General features: G+C 73.9%; 15 protein-coding genes. 9 read left to right on the forward strand and 6 right to left on the reverse strand.

All coding sequences use genetic code 11. The annotated features are described in order from the left end of the window. The 4 genes from ACIQVI_RS00005 to ACIQVI_RS00020 form a co-directional block, all read left to right on the forward strand. Positions 1–258: carboxyl transferase domain-containing protein (locus ACIQVI_RS00005; RefSeq protein ID WP_403589430.1), on the forward strand; the 258-nt coding region annotated here is incomplete at its 5' end. 22 nt (positions 259–280) lie between these two features. Beyond that, positions 281–478, forward strand: coding sequence for an acyl-CoA carboxylase subunit epsilon (locus tag ACIQVI_RS00010; RefSeq protein ID WP_403589432.1), 198 nt, complete (start codon positions 281–283; stop codon positions 476–478). 82 nt (positions 479–560) lie between these two features. Beyond that, complete coding sequence (locus ACIQVI_RS00015) at positions 561–2246, forward strand: PP2C family protein-serine/threonine phosphatase (protein ID WP_403589434.1); 1686 nt, start codon at positions 561–563, stop codon at positions 2244–2246. Next, positions 2246–3574 (forward strand): peptide ligase PGM1-related protein, encoded by a 1329-nt coding sequence (locus ACIQVI_RS00020; protein WP_403589436.1) that lies wholly within the window; start codon positions 2246–2248, stop codon positions 3572–3574. Before ACIQVI_RS00015 ends, ACIQVI_RS00020 begins: the two co-directional genes overlap by 1 nt. 15 nt (positions 3575–3589) lie before the next feature. Here ACIQVI_RS00020 and ACIQVI_RS00025 read toward each other — a convergent pair whose 3' ends face one another. Next, complete coding sequence (locus ACIQVI_RS00025) at positions 3590–4249, reverse strand: response regulator transcription factor (protein ID WP_351970041.1); 660 nt, start codon at positions 4247–4249, stop codon at positions 3590–3592. 85 nt (positions 4250–4334) lie between these two features. Beyond that, entirely contained in the window at positions 4335–5306 is a 972-nt protein-coding gene (locus ACIQVI_RS00030; protein WP_351970042.1) for a HAMP domain-containing sensor histidine kinase, read from the reverse strand. A gap of 285 nt (positions 5307–5591) precedes the next feature. Between ACIQVI_RS00030 and ACIQVI_RS00035 the strand changes: the two genes are divergently transcribed. After that, a complete protein-coding gene (locus ACIQVI_RS00035; RefSeq protein WP_351970043.1) occupies positions 5592–6077 on the forward strand; it encodes a TrkA C-terminal domain-containing protein in 486 nt (161 codons plus the stop codon). Between the two features lie 7 nt (positions 6078–6084). Further along, positions 6085–7359, forward strand: a complete 1275-nt coding sequence (locus tag ACIQVI_RS00040) for a cation:proton antiporter (protein ID WP_351970044.1) — start codon at positions 6085–6087, stop codon at positions 7357–7359. Between the two features lie 65 nt (positions 7360–7424). On the opposite strand, the gene ACIQVI_RS00045 is transcribed toward ACIQVI_RS00040, so the two are convergent. Both ACIQVI_RS00045 and ACIQVI_RS00050 read right to left on the reverse strand, forming a co-directional pair. Then, the gene (locus ACIQVI_RS00045; RefSeq protein WP_403589440.1) at positions 7425–8849 is read right to left on the reverse strand and encodes a flotillin family protein; all 1425 of its coding nucleotides are present in this window, start codon (positions 8847–8849) and stop codon (positions 7425–7427) included. Between the two features lie 64 nt (positions 8850–8913). Next, positions 8914–9405: a hypothetical protein gene (locus ACIQVI_RS00050; RefSeq protein WP_351970046.1), complete on the reverse strand. Its 492-nt coding sequence runs from the start codon at positions 9403–9405 to the stop codon at positions 8914–8916. A gap of 362 nt (positions 9406–9767) precedes the next feature. Between ACIQVI_RS00050 and ACIQVI_RS00055 the strand changes: the two genes are divergently transcribed. Together ACIQVI_RS00055 and ACIQVI_RS00060 are read left to right on the forward strand one after the other, a co-directional pair. Beyond that, a complete protein-coding gene (locus ACIQVI_RS00055) occupies positions 9768–10193 on the forward strand; it encodes a BlaI/MecI/CopY family transcriptional regulator (RefSeq protein WP_121827643.1) in 426 nt (141 codons plus the stop codon). A 5-nt stretch (positions 10194–10198) separates the two neighbouring features. Beyond that, positions 10199–11143 (forward strand): M48 family metalloprotease, encoded by a 945-nt coding sequence (locus ACIQVI_RS00060; RefSeq protein ID WP_403589442.1) that lies wholly within the window; start codon positions 10199–10201, stop codon positions 11141–11143. Positions 11144–11190: 47 nt separating this feature from the next. Here ACIQVI_RS00060 and ACIQVI_RS00065 read toward each other — a convergent pair whose 3' ends face one another. Both ACIQVI_RS00065 and ACIQVI_RS00070 read right to left on the reverse strand, forming a co-directional pair. Continuing rightward, on the reverse strand, positions 11191–11646 hold the full coding sequence (locus ACIQVI_RS00065; protein WP_121834021.1) for a tellurite resistance TerB family protein: 456 nt from the start codon (positions 11644–11646) through the stop codon (positions 11191–11193). 85 nt (positions 11647–11731) lie between these two features. After that, positions 11732–12979, reverse strand: coding sequence for an SLC13 family permease (locus ACIQVI_RS00070; protein WP_403589444.1), 1248 nt, complete (start codon positions 12977–12979; stop codon positions 11732–11734). A 324-nt stretch (positions 12980–13303) separates the two neighbouring features. Here ACIQVI_RS00070 and ACIQVI_RS00075 point away from each other — a divergent pair, with 324 nt between their 5' ends. Beyond that, positions 13304–15679 carry a collagenase gene (locus tag ACIQVI_RS00075; protein WP_403589446.1) on the forward strand — a complete coding sequence of 792 codons (2376 nt, stop codon included), beginning with the start codon at positions 13304–13306 and terminating at the stop codon, positions 15677–15679. The last annotated feature ends 20 nt before the right edge of the window (positions 15680–15699 follow it).

Genomic DNA, 15699 nt, shown 5'->3' on the forward strand with positions numbered 1-15699 from the left:
ATGGGCGCCGAGGGCGCCGCCAACGTCATCTTCCGCAAGCAGATCGCCGACGCCGAGGACCCCGAGGCCATGCGCACCCGCATGGTCAAGGAATACAAGGCCGAACTCATGCACCCCTACTACGCCGCCGAACGCGGACTGGTCGACGACGTCATCGACCCCGCCGACACCCGCCAGGTCCTCATCCGCTCCCTGGCCATGCTCCGCACCAAGCACGCCGACCTGCCCTCCCGCAAACACGGCAACCCGCCGCAGTAAGCACCCCGAGGAGCCCCCTGCCATGAACACCCCCGCCAACCTCCTGCGCGTCGAGAAGGGTCACGCCGACCCCGAAGAACTCGCCGCCATCACCGCCGTCCTCCTCGCCCGCGCCACCACCCAGACCACCACCACCCCCACCCACCAGGCCCGCAACGCGGCCGGCTGGCGCCGCCTCGAACGCGAACACGGCTTCCGCGCCCCCCACAGCTGGCGCTGAACCCACACAGGCCCCAGAAGGCCCCGTGACAGAGCGGCGGCCGTCCGGGAGTCCCGGCGCCCATCCGTGGGATGCTCGTTCCATGACGGGTAGCCGCGACGAGCCGGACGTGCCTGAGCCGGGAAACAACGGCTTCGGGGGAGCCACCGCGCTCTCCCGCGCCGCCGCCGAGGGCTCCGTCTTCTCGTCGAGCCGCTACGTGGCCCGCCGGCAGCCGACCGTGACGGCCGGGGGCCCGCGTCCGCCCGCCCTCACCGCGTCCGCCGTCCAGGAGGTGCTCGACGTACTGCCCGGCTCGGCGATCTTCCTCCTGCCGCTGACCGGGGCGGACGGCGAGGTCGAGGACTTCCGGATCGCGGCGGCCTCGCCCGAAGCGCTGGACGTCGGCGGCCGCAGGGGCAAGGAGCTGGTGGGACTCAGCGTCCTGGAGACGTACCCGAGCGTGCTCGGCACGGCCCTGTGGCGCGGCTACCTCGACGCGCTGGAGAACGGCGTCCGCTACGAAGGGGAACCCTTCGCGTACGAGGAGGTGCTCGCCGGGATTCCCCGCCTCTCCCGGTTCACCGTCCACGCGCACGCCTGCCAGGGAGGGCTGATCGTCTCCTGGGTGCGCCTCGACAGCGGGGAGCGCGAGCAGCGCCGCCTGGAGGTGATGCAGCGCCTGGGGAACATGGGCTGGGCCAACTGGGACCTCGTCCGCAACGCCATCACCTGGTCGGAACAGGTCTACGACATCTTCGCCCGCGACCCCTCCCTCGGCCCGATGACCCTGGAGGAGCTGCCCGCGCACGTCCTGACCGAGGACCTGCCCGCCCTGGGCGGGCAGGTGCGGCGCCTCCTCGGGGACGGGCGGGCCATCGACCACACCTTCCGCATCACCACCCCCCACGGGGAGGTCCGGCACCTGCGGATCGTCGCGGAGGCCGAGGCGGACGCCCACGGCTCGCCCGTCGAGGTCCACGGATTCTTCCAGGACCTGACCGCCGTGCAGCGGGCCAAGGAGCAACTGCTCGAACGCGACCGCACCGCCGTGGTGCAGCAGGAGACGCTGACGGCCGAGCGCGTCCTCGCCGCCCGGCTCCAGCACGCGCTGCTGCCCCTTCCCCAGCAGTCGCTGCGCCTGGCCGGCCTCACCGTCGATGTCGCCTACCAGCCCCTCCAGCAGGGCATCAACGTCGGGGGCGACTGGTACAGCGCGATCGAACTGCCCGACGGCAGCGCGCTGCTCGTCGTCGGGGACGTCGCGGGCCACGGGCTCGACGCCGTGGCCACGATGGCCCAGCTGCGCTTCACCGCCAAGGGCATGGCCATCACCGGGACCCCGCTCGCGTCGATCCTCGCCCGGCTCAACACCCTCCTGTGGCACAGCGCGGACCGCGCCTTCAGCACGGCCACGATGATCATGGGCCGTTACGAGCCCTCCTCGGGCATCCTCACCTGGGTGCAGGCCGGTCACCTGCCGCCCCTGCTCCTGCGCGACGGAGAGGCCCGCTACCTGCCGTCGCCCCGGGGCGTCCTCCTGGGCGCCACGACCGCCCCGCGCTACGACTCGTCCGCCATCCGCCTGCTGCCCGGCGACCACCTGCTGTTCTTCACCGACGGCCTGGTCGAGGCCCCGGGGGAGCTCCTCGACGACGGCCTCGACCGGCTGGCCCGCACGGTGGCCGAGTGCGGCGACGGCCCCCGGCCCCTGGGCGACGTCCTGGACGCCCTCGTCGACCGGGCCACCCGCCGCGACGACATCTGCGTCCTGCACGTCGGCGTCTGATGGGCCGGACCGATCCCCCGGGGCCGAACGGACCGCTCGTCCTCCACGCGAACCTGGTCTCCGGCCTCGCGGTCGACCCGGAGGAGCGCGAGGTGCTCCGCGCCTGGGCGGAGCAGGCGCCCCGGGAGGCGTGGCTGCTGCGGCCCGGCGACGTCCTCGTCTCCCCGGTGCCGGTCGGGGAGGAGTTCCTGCGGTACGTCTGCGGTCTGACCGGCGTCCCCCGGGACTCGGTCGCGGTGGTCGTCCCGCCCGGAGCCGGTACGGCGGACCCGTACCCCCACGTCGTCGGCGCGGTGGGCGGCCGGCCCCTCCGGGCGGTCCTCCCCACGGCCCTGGACGGCGCGGCGATCGGCCTGGCGCGGGCCCTGGGCGTCCCCGTCGCCCCGTACGCCTCCGTGGCGGAGGCCGAGGCCGCGCTCGACGTGACCGGGCTGCTCAACACGAAGGCCGGGTTCCGGAGCGCGGCGCTCGCCCTGGGCATGAGGCTGCCGGACGGCCTGGTCCGCCGCCGCGCGGGGGTGCCGGACGCCGTGCGGGAACTCCTCGCCCCGTACGGCCGGGTCGTGGTCAAGCCCGACCGGTCGGCGGGCGGCCACGGCATGGTCTTCCTCCCGCGTACGACGAGTGCGGCGGGTGCGACGGGCGTGACGGGTGCGACGGACGCGGCGGATCCGTGGGCCGGGGGCGAACTCCCGCCGGTGGGCGGCCCGGAAGGGCTGTGGGTCGTCGAGGAGCGGGTCGACGTGGCCCGGTCGGTGAGCGTCCAGATGGAGACGGGCCCCGCCGGGACGAGGGCGCTGTTCAGCGGCGAGATGCGGACCGCGGAGGGCGCCTTCACCGGCTACCTCTCGCCCCTGCCCGCCCCGGCGGCGGACGTCGGGGCCACCCTGGAGGCCTGGGGCCACGCCCTGGGCGGCTTCCTCGCGGCCCGCGGCTACGCCGGGCCCTTCGGCCTCGACGCGATGGTGACGCCCGGCGGCGAGGTCCTCGCCGGGGAGAGCAACGTGCGGCGCACCGCCACCACCACCCCGCACGCCATGGCGGCCCGCCTCGCCGCCGGGGCCGGGACCGGCGCCCCGGCCTGGGCGACGGGCACGGTGCGCACCCCGGCCGCGTGCTCCTTCGGGGAGGCCGTGGACCGGCTGCGCGGCGGACGCCTCGCCTACGACCCGGCGCGCGGTGAGGGGATCGTCCTGTACGCCGGGCCGCCGCCGGACGGACGGACCTGGCGTTACGCGGTGATCGCCGGCGACCACGCGGCCGTGGCGCGGTACGAGGAACGGCTGCGGGCCTCCTGGTCCGGCACCGGCCGGAGCGGCACCCGCTGAACCGGGCCCCGCGTCCTACGGCTCGATCAGGCCCACCCGGATCGCGTACCGGGTGAGTTCGAGGCGGTCGCGCATCCCCAGCTTCTGGAGGAGGTTGGCGCGGTGGCGCTCGACGGTCTTGGGGCTGATGACGAGGAGGTCCGCGATCTCCTTGGAGCTGTGGCCCTCCGCGACGAGCTTGAGGATCTCCTCCTCGCGTTCGGTGACGGCCTTGTCGGGCAGCGGCCTGCCCTGTTCCGCCCGGTCGAGATAGGTGCGGATCAGGGCCGTCTCGGCGCCCGGGTAGATGAACGGCTCGTCGCGCACCGCCGCCCGGCAGGCCTCCACCAGGTCGCGGTCGGCCACGGACTTCAGGACGTAACCGCTCGCCCCGGCCTTCAGGGCCTCGAAGAAGTACTGCTCGTTGTCGTACATCGTGAGGATCAGGATCCTCAGCTCCGGCTGGAGGCGGCTGAGTTCGCGGGCCGCCTGGAGTCCCGTCCGGCGGGGCATGGAGATGTCGAGGACGGCCAGGTCGATCCGCTCGGAGCGGGCCAGGGCGACGGCCTCCGCCCCGTCCGCCGCCTCGGCGACGACCGTGAGGTCCGGCTCGGCGTCCAGGATCAGCCGCACCCCGTTGCGCACCAGGGCGTGGTCGTCCGCGAGCAGGATCCGCGTCGGGTGCGCCCCGGTCATGACGCCCCCTTCCCCGTGTCGCCCGTCATGTCGTCCCCCTTCGTCGTACCGCCGGTCATGCCGTTCCCCTTCGCCCCGCCGCCGGTCACGACGTGCCCTCCTCCGTGGCGCCGGTCCCCGTGCGGCCGGTGGTGTCGAGGCGGACCTCCGTCCCCCCGCCCCGGCCGTCGCCCACCGTCAGCTCCGCGCCGATCAGCAGGGCCCGCTCGCGCATCCCCCGCAGCCCGGCGCCCTCCGGGGCGTCCCCGATGCCCCGCCCGTCGTCCCGTACGAGCAGGCCCACCCCGCCCCGGGGCAGCAGCCGCAGCCGCAGGTCGACGTGGCTCGCGCCCGAGTGGCGGGCCGTGTTGGTCAGGCCCTCCTGGGCGACCCGGTAGAGCACGAGCTCCGTCTCGTGGTCGAGCTTCGGCAGCCCGGCGTCGATGTGCGGCCGCACGGTCAGGCCGCGCGTGGAGAACTCCGACGCCAGCGACCTGAGCGCGCTGTGCAGGCCCAGCTCCTCCAGGACGCCCGGCCGCAGCCGGCGCGCTATCCGCCGGATCTCGTCGAGGCTGCCCCGGGTGGTCTCCTGCGCCTGGAGCAGCTCGGCCCGCAGTCCGGCCGGCGCGTGGTCGGCGGAGTGCTTCAGCTGGAGCAGTACGGCGGTGAGGGTCTGCCCGACCTCGTCGTGCAGCTCCTGCGCGATCCGCCGGCGCTCGGCCTCCTGGGCGGAGAGCACCCGGGCGCTGCTCGCGGCCCGCTCGGCCTCCAGCCGCTCCAGCATCGTGTTGAACGTACGGGTCAGGTCCGCGATCTCGCCGCGCCCCTCCACCTCCGCGCGCCGGCCGGGCCGCAGCAGGTCCGCCGTCCGCATCACCCGGGTGAGCCGCTGGAGCGGCGCGAGGCCCACCCGCAGCAGGAAGGCGTTGGCGACGAGCATCGCCACCAGACCGGCCACGAGGACGAACGCCTCGCCGACGAGGACCGGGGTGGAGACCGTCACGGGGCCGAAGAGGAGCAGGACGGCGACGAGCAGGATCGCGGCGTTCAGTAGGAAGAGGCGCCAGTACAGCGACACCGTCCCGCCTCTCCCCGGGCCCGACGCGTCGCCCGGCCGCTCGTGCTCACCGCGCGCCCTCCGGCGCGCGCGGGACCCGTGTCCCGCCTCATCCTGACCGGTTTGTCGGGGTTCTGTCCATCCGTGCTGACACCCATGTTCCGCGTCTCCGCGCGGATGGCACCATAACGGGGCCGCGGGGCGCGGGACGGCGCCGTTCCCCCCGTGGCGCATCCCTTTCCACGAAAGGCCGGAACCGGCCCCGACCGGCTGCGACCGGTCACGACGACAGGAGGCGACGGGCCAGTGCCTGCCCCGCGGACCAGAACGACACCCCTGCCCGGAATCGGAGTCCAGTACGACTTCACCACCCGAGAGCACCAGCACCTCTCGGTCATCGCGCACCGCGACGGAACGCGGACGGTGAACGTCTACCGGGCCGACGACCCCGACGCCTGCGCCCAGTCCCTCCACCTCACCGAGGGGGAGACGGCCTCCCTGATCGACGCGCTGATGCCCGCGCACCACAGCCCCAACGTCCTGCACACCACGGACCTGGGACTCGTCGCCGAGCGGATCGAGCTGTCCGTCCACTCGTACTGGAACGGGCGCGTGCTCGGCGAGACGCGGATGCGGACCGAGGCGGGAGCCTCCATCGTCGCCGTGCTGCGCCGCTCCGGGGCGATCCCGTCCCCGACGCCGGACTTCCGGCTCGCGGGCGGCGACACCCTCATCGTGATCGGCACCCGCGAGGGCGTCGACGCCGCCGCCTCGATTCTCGGTCGGGAGTGAGGCGAGGGTGCATTCCGCTGTCTTCCTGATCGAGTTCGGCGCCATCATCCTCGGCCTGGGCCTCCTCGGCCGCTTCGCGGCCCGGTTCAGCTTCTCCCCGATCCCCCTCTACCTCCTCGCGGGCCTCGCCTTCGGCAACGGCGGTCTGCTGCCGCTCGGCGCCAGTGAGGAGTTCGTCGCCATCGGCGCCGAGATCGGGGTCATACTCCTGCTCCTGATGCTGGGCCTGGAGTACACGGCGAGCGACCTCGTCTCCAACCTCAAGACCCAGTACCCGGCCGGACTGGTCGACTTCACCCTCAACGCCCTGCCCGGCGCGATCGCCGCGCTGCTGCTCGGCTGGGGGCCGGTCGCCGCCGTCGTCCTGGCGGGCGTCACCTGGATCTCCTCCTCCGGAGTCATCGCCAAGGTCCTCGGCGACCTCGGGCGCCTGGGCAACCGCGAGACCCCGGTGATCCTCAGCATCCTGGTCCTCGAAGACCTGGCGATGGCCGTCTACCTGCCCATCATCACGGCCCTGCTCGCCGGCGTCGGCCTCGCCGCCGGCAGCGTGACGCTGGCCATCGCCCTGGGCGTGGCCGGGCTCGTGCTCTTCCTCGCCCTCCGGTACGGGCGCCTGATCTCCCGGTTCGTCTCCAGCGACGACCCGGAGAAGCTGCTCCTGGTCGTCCTCGGCCTGACCCTGCTGGTCGCCGGTGTCGCCCAGCAGCTCCAGGTCTCCGCCGCCGTCGGCGCGTTCCTCGTCGGCATCGCCCTCTCCGGCGAGGTCGCGGAGGGCGCCCACACCCTGCTGAGCCCGCTGCGCGACCTGTTCGCCGCGGTGTTCTTCGTCTTCTTCGGTCTGCACACCGACCCCGCCAGCATCCCGCCGGTGATCCTGCCGGCGCTCGCCCTGGCGATCGTCACCGCGCTGACCAAGATCGCCACCGGGTACTGGGCCGCGCGCCGGGCCGGGATCGGGGTCAAGGGCCGCTGGCGGGCCGGCGGCACGCTGGTCGCGCGTGGCGAGTTCTCCATCGTCATCGCCGGACTGGCCGTCAGCGCCGGCGTCCAGCCGCAGATGGGGCCCTTCGCCACCGCCTACGTCCTGGTCCTCGTCGTGATCGGGCCGCTCACCGCCCGCTTCACCGAGCCGATCGCCGCCTACGTCGCCCGTCGCCGGGGCACGCCGACGACCCCGGCCGCGGGGGACGGTGCGGTGCTCGCGGGGTCCGCCCCGGACCTCTCGAAGGCCGACAGCGGTGACGTGGAGGCGGGAAGCGGGGCCTCCGGCCGCGTCTGACGCCACGTCGTGAACAGCCGAAAGGCCCCGGGGGACAGGTCCCCCGGGGCCTTTCGCACGGTGTCTCAGCCGGTGATCTCGACGGCCTCGCCCCGGTCCTCCTGGGGCTTGCGCGCTTCCTTCTGCTTCTGGGTGATGCCCTGGAGCAGCTGCGCCAGGTCGACCCCGGTGGTGGCGGAGAGCAGTTCCACGCCCTGGGCGACGTTGTCCGCGACCGTACGGGACAGCTGGCTCGCCCCGTCGGTCGAGATGACCGTCATCTTGTCGACGGCGGACAGCGGCTCGGACGCCTTGGCGACGACCTGCGGCAGGACCTCGACGAGCATCTGGAGGACGGCCGCGTCCCCGTACTGGGAGAACGCGTCGGCCTTCTTGCGCATCGCCTCGGCCTCGGCGGAACCCCGCGCGGCGATGGCGGCGGCCTCGGCCTCGCCCTCGATGCGCACGGCGTCGGCGAGCGCGGCGCGGTGCGCCTTCTCGCCCTCACCGGTCAGCCGGGAGCGCTGCGCGTCGGCCTCGGCCTGCTTGACGAGGGCGATCCGGCGGGCCTCCGCCTCCTGCTCGGCCTGGTAGCGGGCGGCGTCGGCGGGCTTGCGGACCTGGGTGTCGAGCTGGCGGTCGGTCAGCGCGGCCTGCCGCTCGGCGACCTTCTCCTGCTCGCTCAGGATGTCCTGCTGGCGGGCGGCCTCGGCGAGCGGACCGGCGGCGTTCGCCTGGGCGGCGGCCTCGTCGGTCTGCGCCTTGATCTCGGCCTGCTTCAGGTAGAGGGTCCGCTGCGCGATGGCGATCTCCTCCTCCGCCTTCAGCCGGGCCTGCTCGGCGGCGCGGCGGGCGACGGCCTCGGCGATGTCCGCCTCCTGCTTGGCTCGGGCGGCCTCGGGACGGCCGAGGTCCTCCAGGTAGGAGCCCTCGGTGGTGATGTCCTGGATCTGGAAGGCGTCCAGGACCAGGCCCTGGCCGGACAGGCTGGCCTCGGCCTCCTCGGCGACCTGGCCGGCGAACGCGGCGCGGTCCCGGATGATGTCCTCCACCGACATGCGGCCCACGATGGAGCGCAGCGCGCCGGACAGCACCTCCTGCGTGAAGCCGACGATGCCGTTCTGCTGCATCAGGAAGCGCTGCGCGGCCGCCCGGATCGAGTCCTCGGTGCCGCCGACCTTGACGATCGCGACGCCCTCCAGGTTCGCCTTCACGCCGCGCAGGGTCACCGCGCCGCGCACCGCGACCGGGATGTGCCGGCTGGAGAGGTCGAGGGTGAACTTCTGCTGCACGAACGGGACGACGAACACGCCGCCGCCGACCACGACCTTCTGGCCGCTGTTGTCGGTGAAGACGCGCCCGGTCGCGGGATCGGTGGACTTCTTGCCGCGCCGGCCCGTGATGATGAACGCCTCGCTCGGGCCCGCGACCTTGTAGCGGGTGACGACGACGAGGCCGAGCAGAACGACGAGGACGACGATCCCGAGGACCGCTGTCAGTACAGGACTCATGGCGAAATCCCCTTGAGTGGAACGTGAGTGAAATCGAATGGAACGAAAAAGGGAGACGGCCCGGTCAGCGTTCGACGGGGCGGACGGCGACCGACGTCGACGAGAGGACGGACTCCACCCACACCTCGGCGCCCCGCGCCACCGGCGCGGCGGCCTTCGCCGCGTACTTCACCGGCTGCCCGCCCAGATACAGCAGGACCTCGCCGTAGCCGGTGGCGGGGATCGCCGTGACGACCGTGCCCGACGTCCCCGTCAGGTCCTCGCCCCGGGGCGCGGGCGCGTCGTCCCGGAGCAGGGCCCGGCTGAACCGCCAGGTCAGCCAGCCCACCAGGGCGCCCGCCACGGCGCCGACGAGGGTCGCGGTGACGGCGCCCGCACCGGCGGCGCCCGTGGCGATCGCCCCGGTGAAGCCGAGGGCCGAGACGAAGCCGGCGATCACCGGAAGGGACAGGAAGCCGTCCACCCCGACGCCGACGCTTTCCAGGACGCCGTCGAAAACCAGCGAGAGGGCCAGGACGACCAGTCCGGCGATTCCGAATCCGAGAAACCAAACCATGCGTGCGCCCCCTCGGCCCCCGTGATCGGCTCGCGCTTTCGCACCCGCGTGGTCCCGCGTGCGCGGTCTCGCGCCCAGCCGTGAAATCGTGCTCCCGCGTCGCGAAAGTACCCCATTGTCCCATGGCGCAGACCCGCGGAACATGGGTGCCGGTACCCATTGACGCCCGTGCCGGTATTCCGGCGGTGAATTTCCCGAGCCCTGCGAGGCTACCCGAATTCCTTTCCGCCGGGGAGGGGCGGGACGCCCGGGGACGGCCCGTGACGTACGGTTTCCTCCGCCCGCCCGGTACTACGATGGTCCGTCGGCCGGACGGGCGGCGGACGGGCCGTCGGGTGCGGCGGGAGCGGAAGGGCGGCGGCATGGTGGACCGGAGCGAGGACGGGGCGGAGACCCCGGCCCGCAGACGCGGACAGGGCGAGCTGGAGGCCCAGGTGCTCGCCGTCCTGCGCGAGGCGTCCGAGCCGGTGCCCGTGGCGTGGGTGCGCGAACGCCTCGGCGGCGGCCTCGCCTACACCACCGTGATCACCATCCTGACCCGCCTGTGGGCGAAGGGCGCCGTCGAGCGCGAGCGCGCCGGCCGGTCCTTCCGGTGGACGGCGGTCGCGGACGAGGCGGGGCTCGCCGCCCTGCGGATGCGGAAGGTCCTGGACGCCGAGGCCGACCGCCAGGCGGTCCTGGCCAGCTTCGTGACCGCGCTCTCGCCGAACGACGAGCGACTCCTTCGTGAACTCCTCTCCCCGGAGGCCGAACTCCCCTCCCCGGAGGCCGGGGAGGAGGAAGGCTGACCGCCATGGGAGTCTTCGTCTTCCTTCCCCTGGTCCTTCCGCTGACCGCGTGGCCGGTCGCCCGCCTCGCCGAGCAGCGGCTCCACCCCCGCACCGCGACCCGGCTGCTCGCCGCCGTCGCCGGTGTCTCCGCCGTGTGCAGCACCCTCTGCCTCGGGCTCCTCATGATCGTGGGCACCGCGCAACTGCCCGGCAACCCGCTCCCCGACAGCTGGTCGGACCCCGACGTGCGCGCGGCCGTCCCGTACGACGAGATCGCGGGCCGGGCGGCCATCCCCGCCCTCCTCGCCGTCCTGGTCTCCTGCGCCGTCGCCGCGTGGCGGCAGGCGCGGGTGCGCCGCCGGACGGCGGGCGCGCTCGCCGGGCTGCCGCCGACGTCCGTCGCGGTGCTGCCGGACCGCACCCCGTACGCGTACGCGCTCCCCGGCGGGCGCGGGAGCGGCCGCGGCCGGGTCGTGGTCAGCACCGGGATGCTCGCCGGGCTCGGTTCCGCCGAGCGGCGGGCCCTCTTCGCGCACGAGCGGGCCCATCTGAACGGGCGTCACCACCGGCACCTGCTCACGGTCCACCTGGCGGCCCGGGCCAACCCGTTCCTGCGCCCGCTGCGGACCGCCGTCGCCTACAGCGCCGAGCGCTGGGCCGACGAGGAGGCGGCGGCCGAGGTCGGCAGCCGCCGCACCGTGGCCCGGGCGATCGGCAAGGCCGCGCTGCTCGCCCCGCGCGCCCCCGCCGCCACGCTTCCCGCCCTGGCGGCGGTGGGGCCGGTGCCCCGGCGGGTGGCGGCCCTGATGCGCCCGGCCCCGGTGGGCCGCGCCTGGCCGCCGGTGTGCACCGCCGCCGGTCTGGCCGCCTGGGGCGCCGCCTTCGGCACGACGGTGTCGGCGCTGTCCTCGGCCAACTCGGCCGTCACGCTCTACCTCGTGCTGCACACGGCGACCACGTCGGTGTAGCCGGGCCCCGCCGGAACGCGGGACCCGGCCCGCCGGGACTGCCGGGACTAGAGGTCGAACTCGTGCGGCGGCAGGTCCAGGGTGAAGCACGCCTCGCGCACCACGGCCTGCTCCGTCTTGTCGAAGTCGCCGTCGGCGCCGCCGATGACGATGCCGATCTGCACGACGGCGCGGGCCTCGGCCGGCTTCTTCTTCGCCTTGGCGACCTCCTGGAGGACGCTGACCTTGCCGAAGTCGAAGTCGGCGGTGAGCTTGTCCAGGTTGGCGTCGAAGCGGCGCTGGAGGTCGAGCGCGTCGAAGTTCTGCAGCACCTCGTTGGTCGCGATGAGCTGGGCGACCCGGCGCCGCTCGGCGGGGTCGATCGTGCCGTCGGCGGCGGCGACGAGGGCGCACATGGCCATGCTCGCGTCCCGGAACGCGCCGCTCTTCAGGTCGTTCTTCTTCGCCACCAGCTGGGTCTGCATCGTCGATGCGGATTCCTTGATGCGGTCCCACAGGGCCATGAGCACTCCAGACGTCGATTCCTGCTTCTACGTATGTGTAGAACTTAGCAGTGCCGCCGGGAGTTCCCGGGCCCGCGGGAACCGGTCACGGGCCCAGGAGCAGGAGCGAGACCCACAGGGCCGCCGTCGAGACGACGAGGGCGGCGGGGACGGTGAGCAGGCCGAGGCGGGTGAACTCCCCGAGGTCGACCGGGTGCCGGTGGTGGTGGGCGATGCGGCGCCAGAGGAGGGTGGCGAGGGAGCCCGCGTACGTGAGGTTGGGGCCGATGTTCACGCCGATGAGGACGGCGAGCACCGCGCCGGGCCCGGAACCGGCCGCCAGCGGGACCAGGGCCAGGGTGGCGGGCAGGTTGTTGATGAGGTTGGCGAGGACGGCGGCGAGCGCGGCGGTGCCGAGCAGGGCGACCAGGGAGGTGCCGTCGGGCAGCAGGTGGGCGAGGACCGTGCCGAGGCCGTTGTCGACGACGGCGCGGACGACGACGCCGAGGGCCAGGACGAAGGCGAGGAAGGGCAGCGAGGCCGAGCGGACGAGCGCGCGCGGGGTGGTGTGACGGCGGGCCAGCGCCCGTACGGCGAGGACGGCGGCGCCCGCCGCGGCCGCCCAGGCCGGGTCCACGCCGGTGGCCGAGGCGACGGCGAAGCCGGCGAGCGTCGCGGCCACGGTGACCAGGGCGAAGAGCGGGAGTTCGACGGGCTCCGGCGGCTCGGTGGAGTCGGCGGGGGCGGCGAGGTCGCGGGCGAAGAAGCGGCGGAAGACCGCGTACTCGACGGCGACGGCGGTGAGCCAGGGGAGCAGCATCAGGAGCGCGAACCGGGTGAAGCCGAGGCCGGTGGCCGTGAAGGCGAGCAGATTGGTCAGGTTCGAGACGGGCAGCAGCAGCGAGGCCGTGTTCGACAGGTGGGCGCTCGCGTAGACGTGGGGTTTGGGACGGCCCCCCATCCGGGCGGCCGTCGCGAAGACCACCGGGGTCAGCAGGACGACCGTCGCGTCCAGGCTCAGGACGGCGGTGATCAGCGAGGCGAGGCCGAAGACGGCGCCGAGCAGCCGCTGGGGCCGGCGGCGGGACCAGCGGGCCATCCAGGCGCCGCACGCGTGGAAGAGGCCCTCGTCGTCGCAGAGCTTGGCGAGGACGAGGACGGCCGCGAGGAACCCGATCACCGGCCCGAGCCGCTCGGCCTCCTCGCGCACGGCGTCGGGCGTGACCGCCCCCACCGCGAGGACGGCACCGGCGGCGGGCAGCGCGAAGACCGCCTCGGGCAGGCGGAAGGGACGGACGACGGCACAGAAGAGCACCACGGCCAGGGCGAGCACGGACACGAACGAGACGACCATGTGCCGATCATCCGGGTCGCCGCCCCCGGAACCGCCCCGGGGGTCCGGCGCGCCTTCCGGGGGCCGCCCCGGGAGTGGTCCGGGAGCGGTTCGGGAGTGGTCCGGGGGTGGTCCGGGGGTGGTCCGGCGCGCCCTCCCGGGGCCGCCGCCCGGAAGGAACCCGCCGTGTTTTCCCGCCCGACCCCCGCCACCCTCTTGTCAGTGCAATTTCACATTACTATGGTACTGCTCGCACCACCGCTGTAAGCGACGTCAACTCGACCCACAGTGAAGCGAGTTGACTGGGAACCACCCCCACATCCCCCTCCCGACACAGGAGTTCCGGTGTCCCAGCACAGATCCGTGCGCGCCACCCTGCTCGCCGCCGTCCTGGCGGCCGGCCTGCTCGTCCCGGCCGGACAGGGCGTCGGCCACGCCACGACCGGCACGACTTCACCGCTCGGCACGACCTCACCGACCGGCGCGACCTCATCGCTCGGCGCGACCTCACCGCTCGGCGTCCCCGCCGCCGAGGCCCCGCCCCACCCGCACGACGAGGTCGACCGCCTCGCCGTCGCGCCCCCGGCCACCACCGCCCCCGCACCCGCCCCGGGCGGCGCCGCCGCCGGGCGGATCCCCGGGCCCGCCGAGCCCGCCGCCACCGCACCCCGCGAGGCCGCGCGGCGGGCCGCCGCCGCGACCTGCACCCTCGACGGGGTCACCGGCCTGGCCCCCGAGCGCTTCGCCGACTTCCTCGCCGACCCAGCCGTGACCGCCGACGGCTGTCTGCGCGACCTCATCTGGACCTGGGACGCCCGGCTCGCCCCGGTCATGTCCGACGCCCACGTCCAGGCCGTCGCCCGGCGCGCCTCCTCGCTCGCCGCGAGCCACGACGGACGCAACTCCACCCACCTGGAGGAGCTGTTCACCTACCTCCACGCGGTGGCCTACCACGACTTCTCGCGCGACGAGATCGATACCACCGACGCCCCGACCGTCGACGCCGTGCGCCGCGCCGTCGCCGCCTTCGGCACGGCCGCCCGCACCTTCGACGCCACCCCGGCCAACGCCGCCACCCTCCGCGAAGCCCTCTACGCGGCCAGCGCGCCCGGCCTGCGCCAGCACCAACTCGCCCTGATACCCAAGGTCCTGGCGACCATGGGCGCCGACCGCACCGCGACCCGCCTCGACCCCGCCTGGGCGAACGCCGCGCTCGCCGCCCTCTCCGTCAACTACCTCGGCGTCTACCCGGGCAACCAGGACGCCGCCTTCCACGCCGCCGTCGCCGCCGACCCCGCGTACCGCGCCGCCTTCAAGGCCTTCTCCGGCCACGGGCACCTGAAGGGGACCGCCAACGCCTGGGTCGCCCGCGACGCGTTGAGCGAGTACGGCCGCTTCGGCCAGGTCGACGGCCTGCGCCAGGGCGTCGTCGCCGACCTCGGCGCCCTCCTCGGCCCCGTCGAGACCACCTTCGGCACCGCGAGCGCGCCGTGGGCCTCGCTCGTCTCCTGGCTCAACTTCTACGACGCCTGCGCCCCCTACGGGGTGTGCAAGGCGGACATCGAGCGCCGGATCTTCCCGTACACCTACACGTACGACAACGGGGCGATCAAGGTCCGCACCGGCCTCCCGCGCGCGACCGTCGACACGCTCTACCACGCGAGCAAGCGGGTCAAGGCGCAGTTCCACCGGGTCCTCGGCACCCAGGAGCCCCTGGCGGGCGACCCCAACACCACCCTGAACATCGTCCTGTACGCCTCGCGCGCCGACTACGAGCAGTACCACCCCATCCTGACCGGGATGGACACCAACAACGGCGGCATCTACATCGAGCGCGGCGCCACCTTCTACACCTACGAGCGGCGCGTCCCGCAGGACTCCACGCTCACCCTCGAAGAGCTCTTCCGGCACGAGTACACGCACTACCTGAACGGCCGGTTCGCCGTGCCCGGCTTCTTCGGCGAGGGCCCCTGGTACCAGAACGACCGCACTACCGCCATGGACGAGGGCACCGCCGAGTTCTTCGCCGGCGCCACCCGTGACAACGGCGTCGCCGTCCGCAAGTCGCTCGTCCGCGGCGTCATCTCCGACACGGCCGGCGGCGGACCGCGCATGACGGTGCGCCAGATCCTCAACGCCACGTACGACGGCGACGGATTCCGCTTCTACTCCTACGCCGGCACCCTCTTCGAGTACCTCTGGACCGAGAAGCCGTCCCTGCTGCGCGAGATGTACGGCCACCTGCGCGGCAACGACGTCACCGCGTACGACGCCTGGCGCGCGCGGCTCGGCTCCGACACGGCGCTCCAGCGCGGCTACGACGCCTTCCTGGACGCCCGGATCCCCGAGGTGGACCGCCTGTACGTGCCGGTCACCACGTTCACGCCGAACGACCGGCTGCGGGACTCCCGGGCCTCCGACGTCGCCGCCTCCTTCACCGCCGCGACCTCCAACACCCCCGTCTGCGCGGAGACCGGCGCGCCGGGCGGGCGCCGCTTCGTCTGCACCGGACGGATCACGGCCAACCTCGCGAACGCGGCGAGCGCGGACCAGGTCTTCAAGGACATGTCCGAGACCGTCGACTACTTCCTCCTCGACCGGGCGGGCGCGGCCTCGAACAACCTGGCCGACATGAACTGCTCCTTCGGTCCCGTCGACATCTGGACCGGCGGACGCGCGGGAACCTCCGGCTACAGCTGCGAGGGACCGCTGCGCGGCTGAGCCGCGCGCACCGGACCCGG

Source organism: Streptomyces sp. NPDC098101 (assembly GCF_044760185.1).
Classification (GTDB): domain Bacteria; phylum Actinomycetota; class Actinomycetes; order Streptomycetales; family Streptomycetaceae; genus Streptomyces.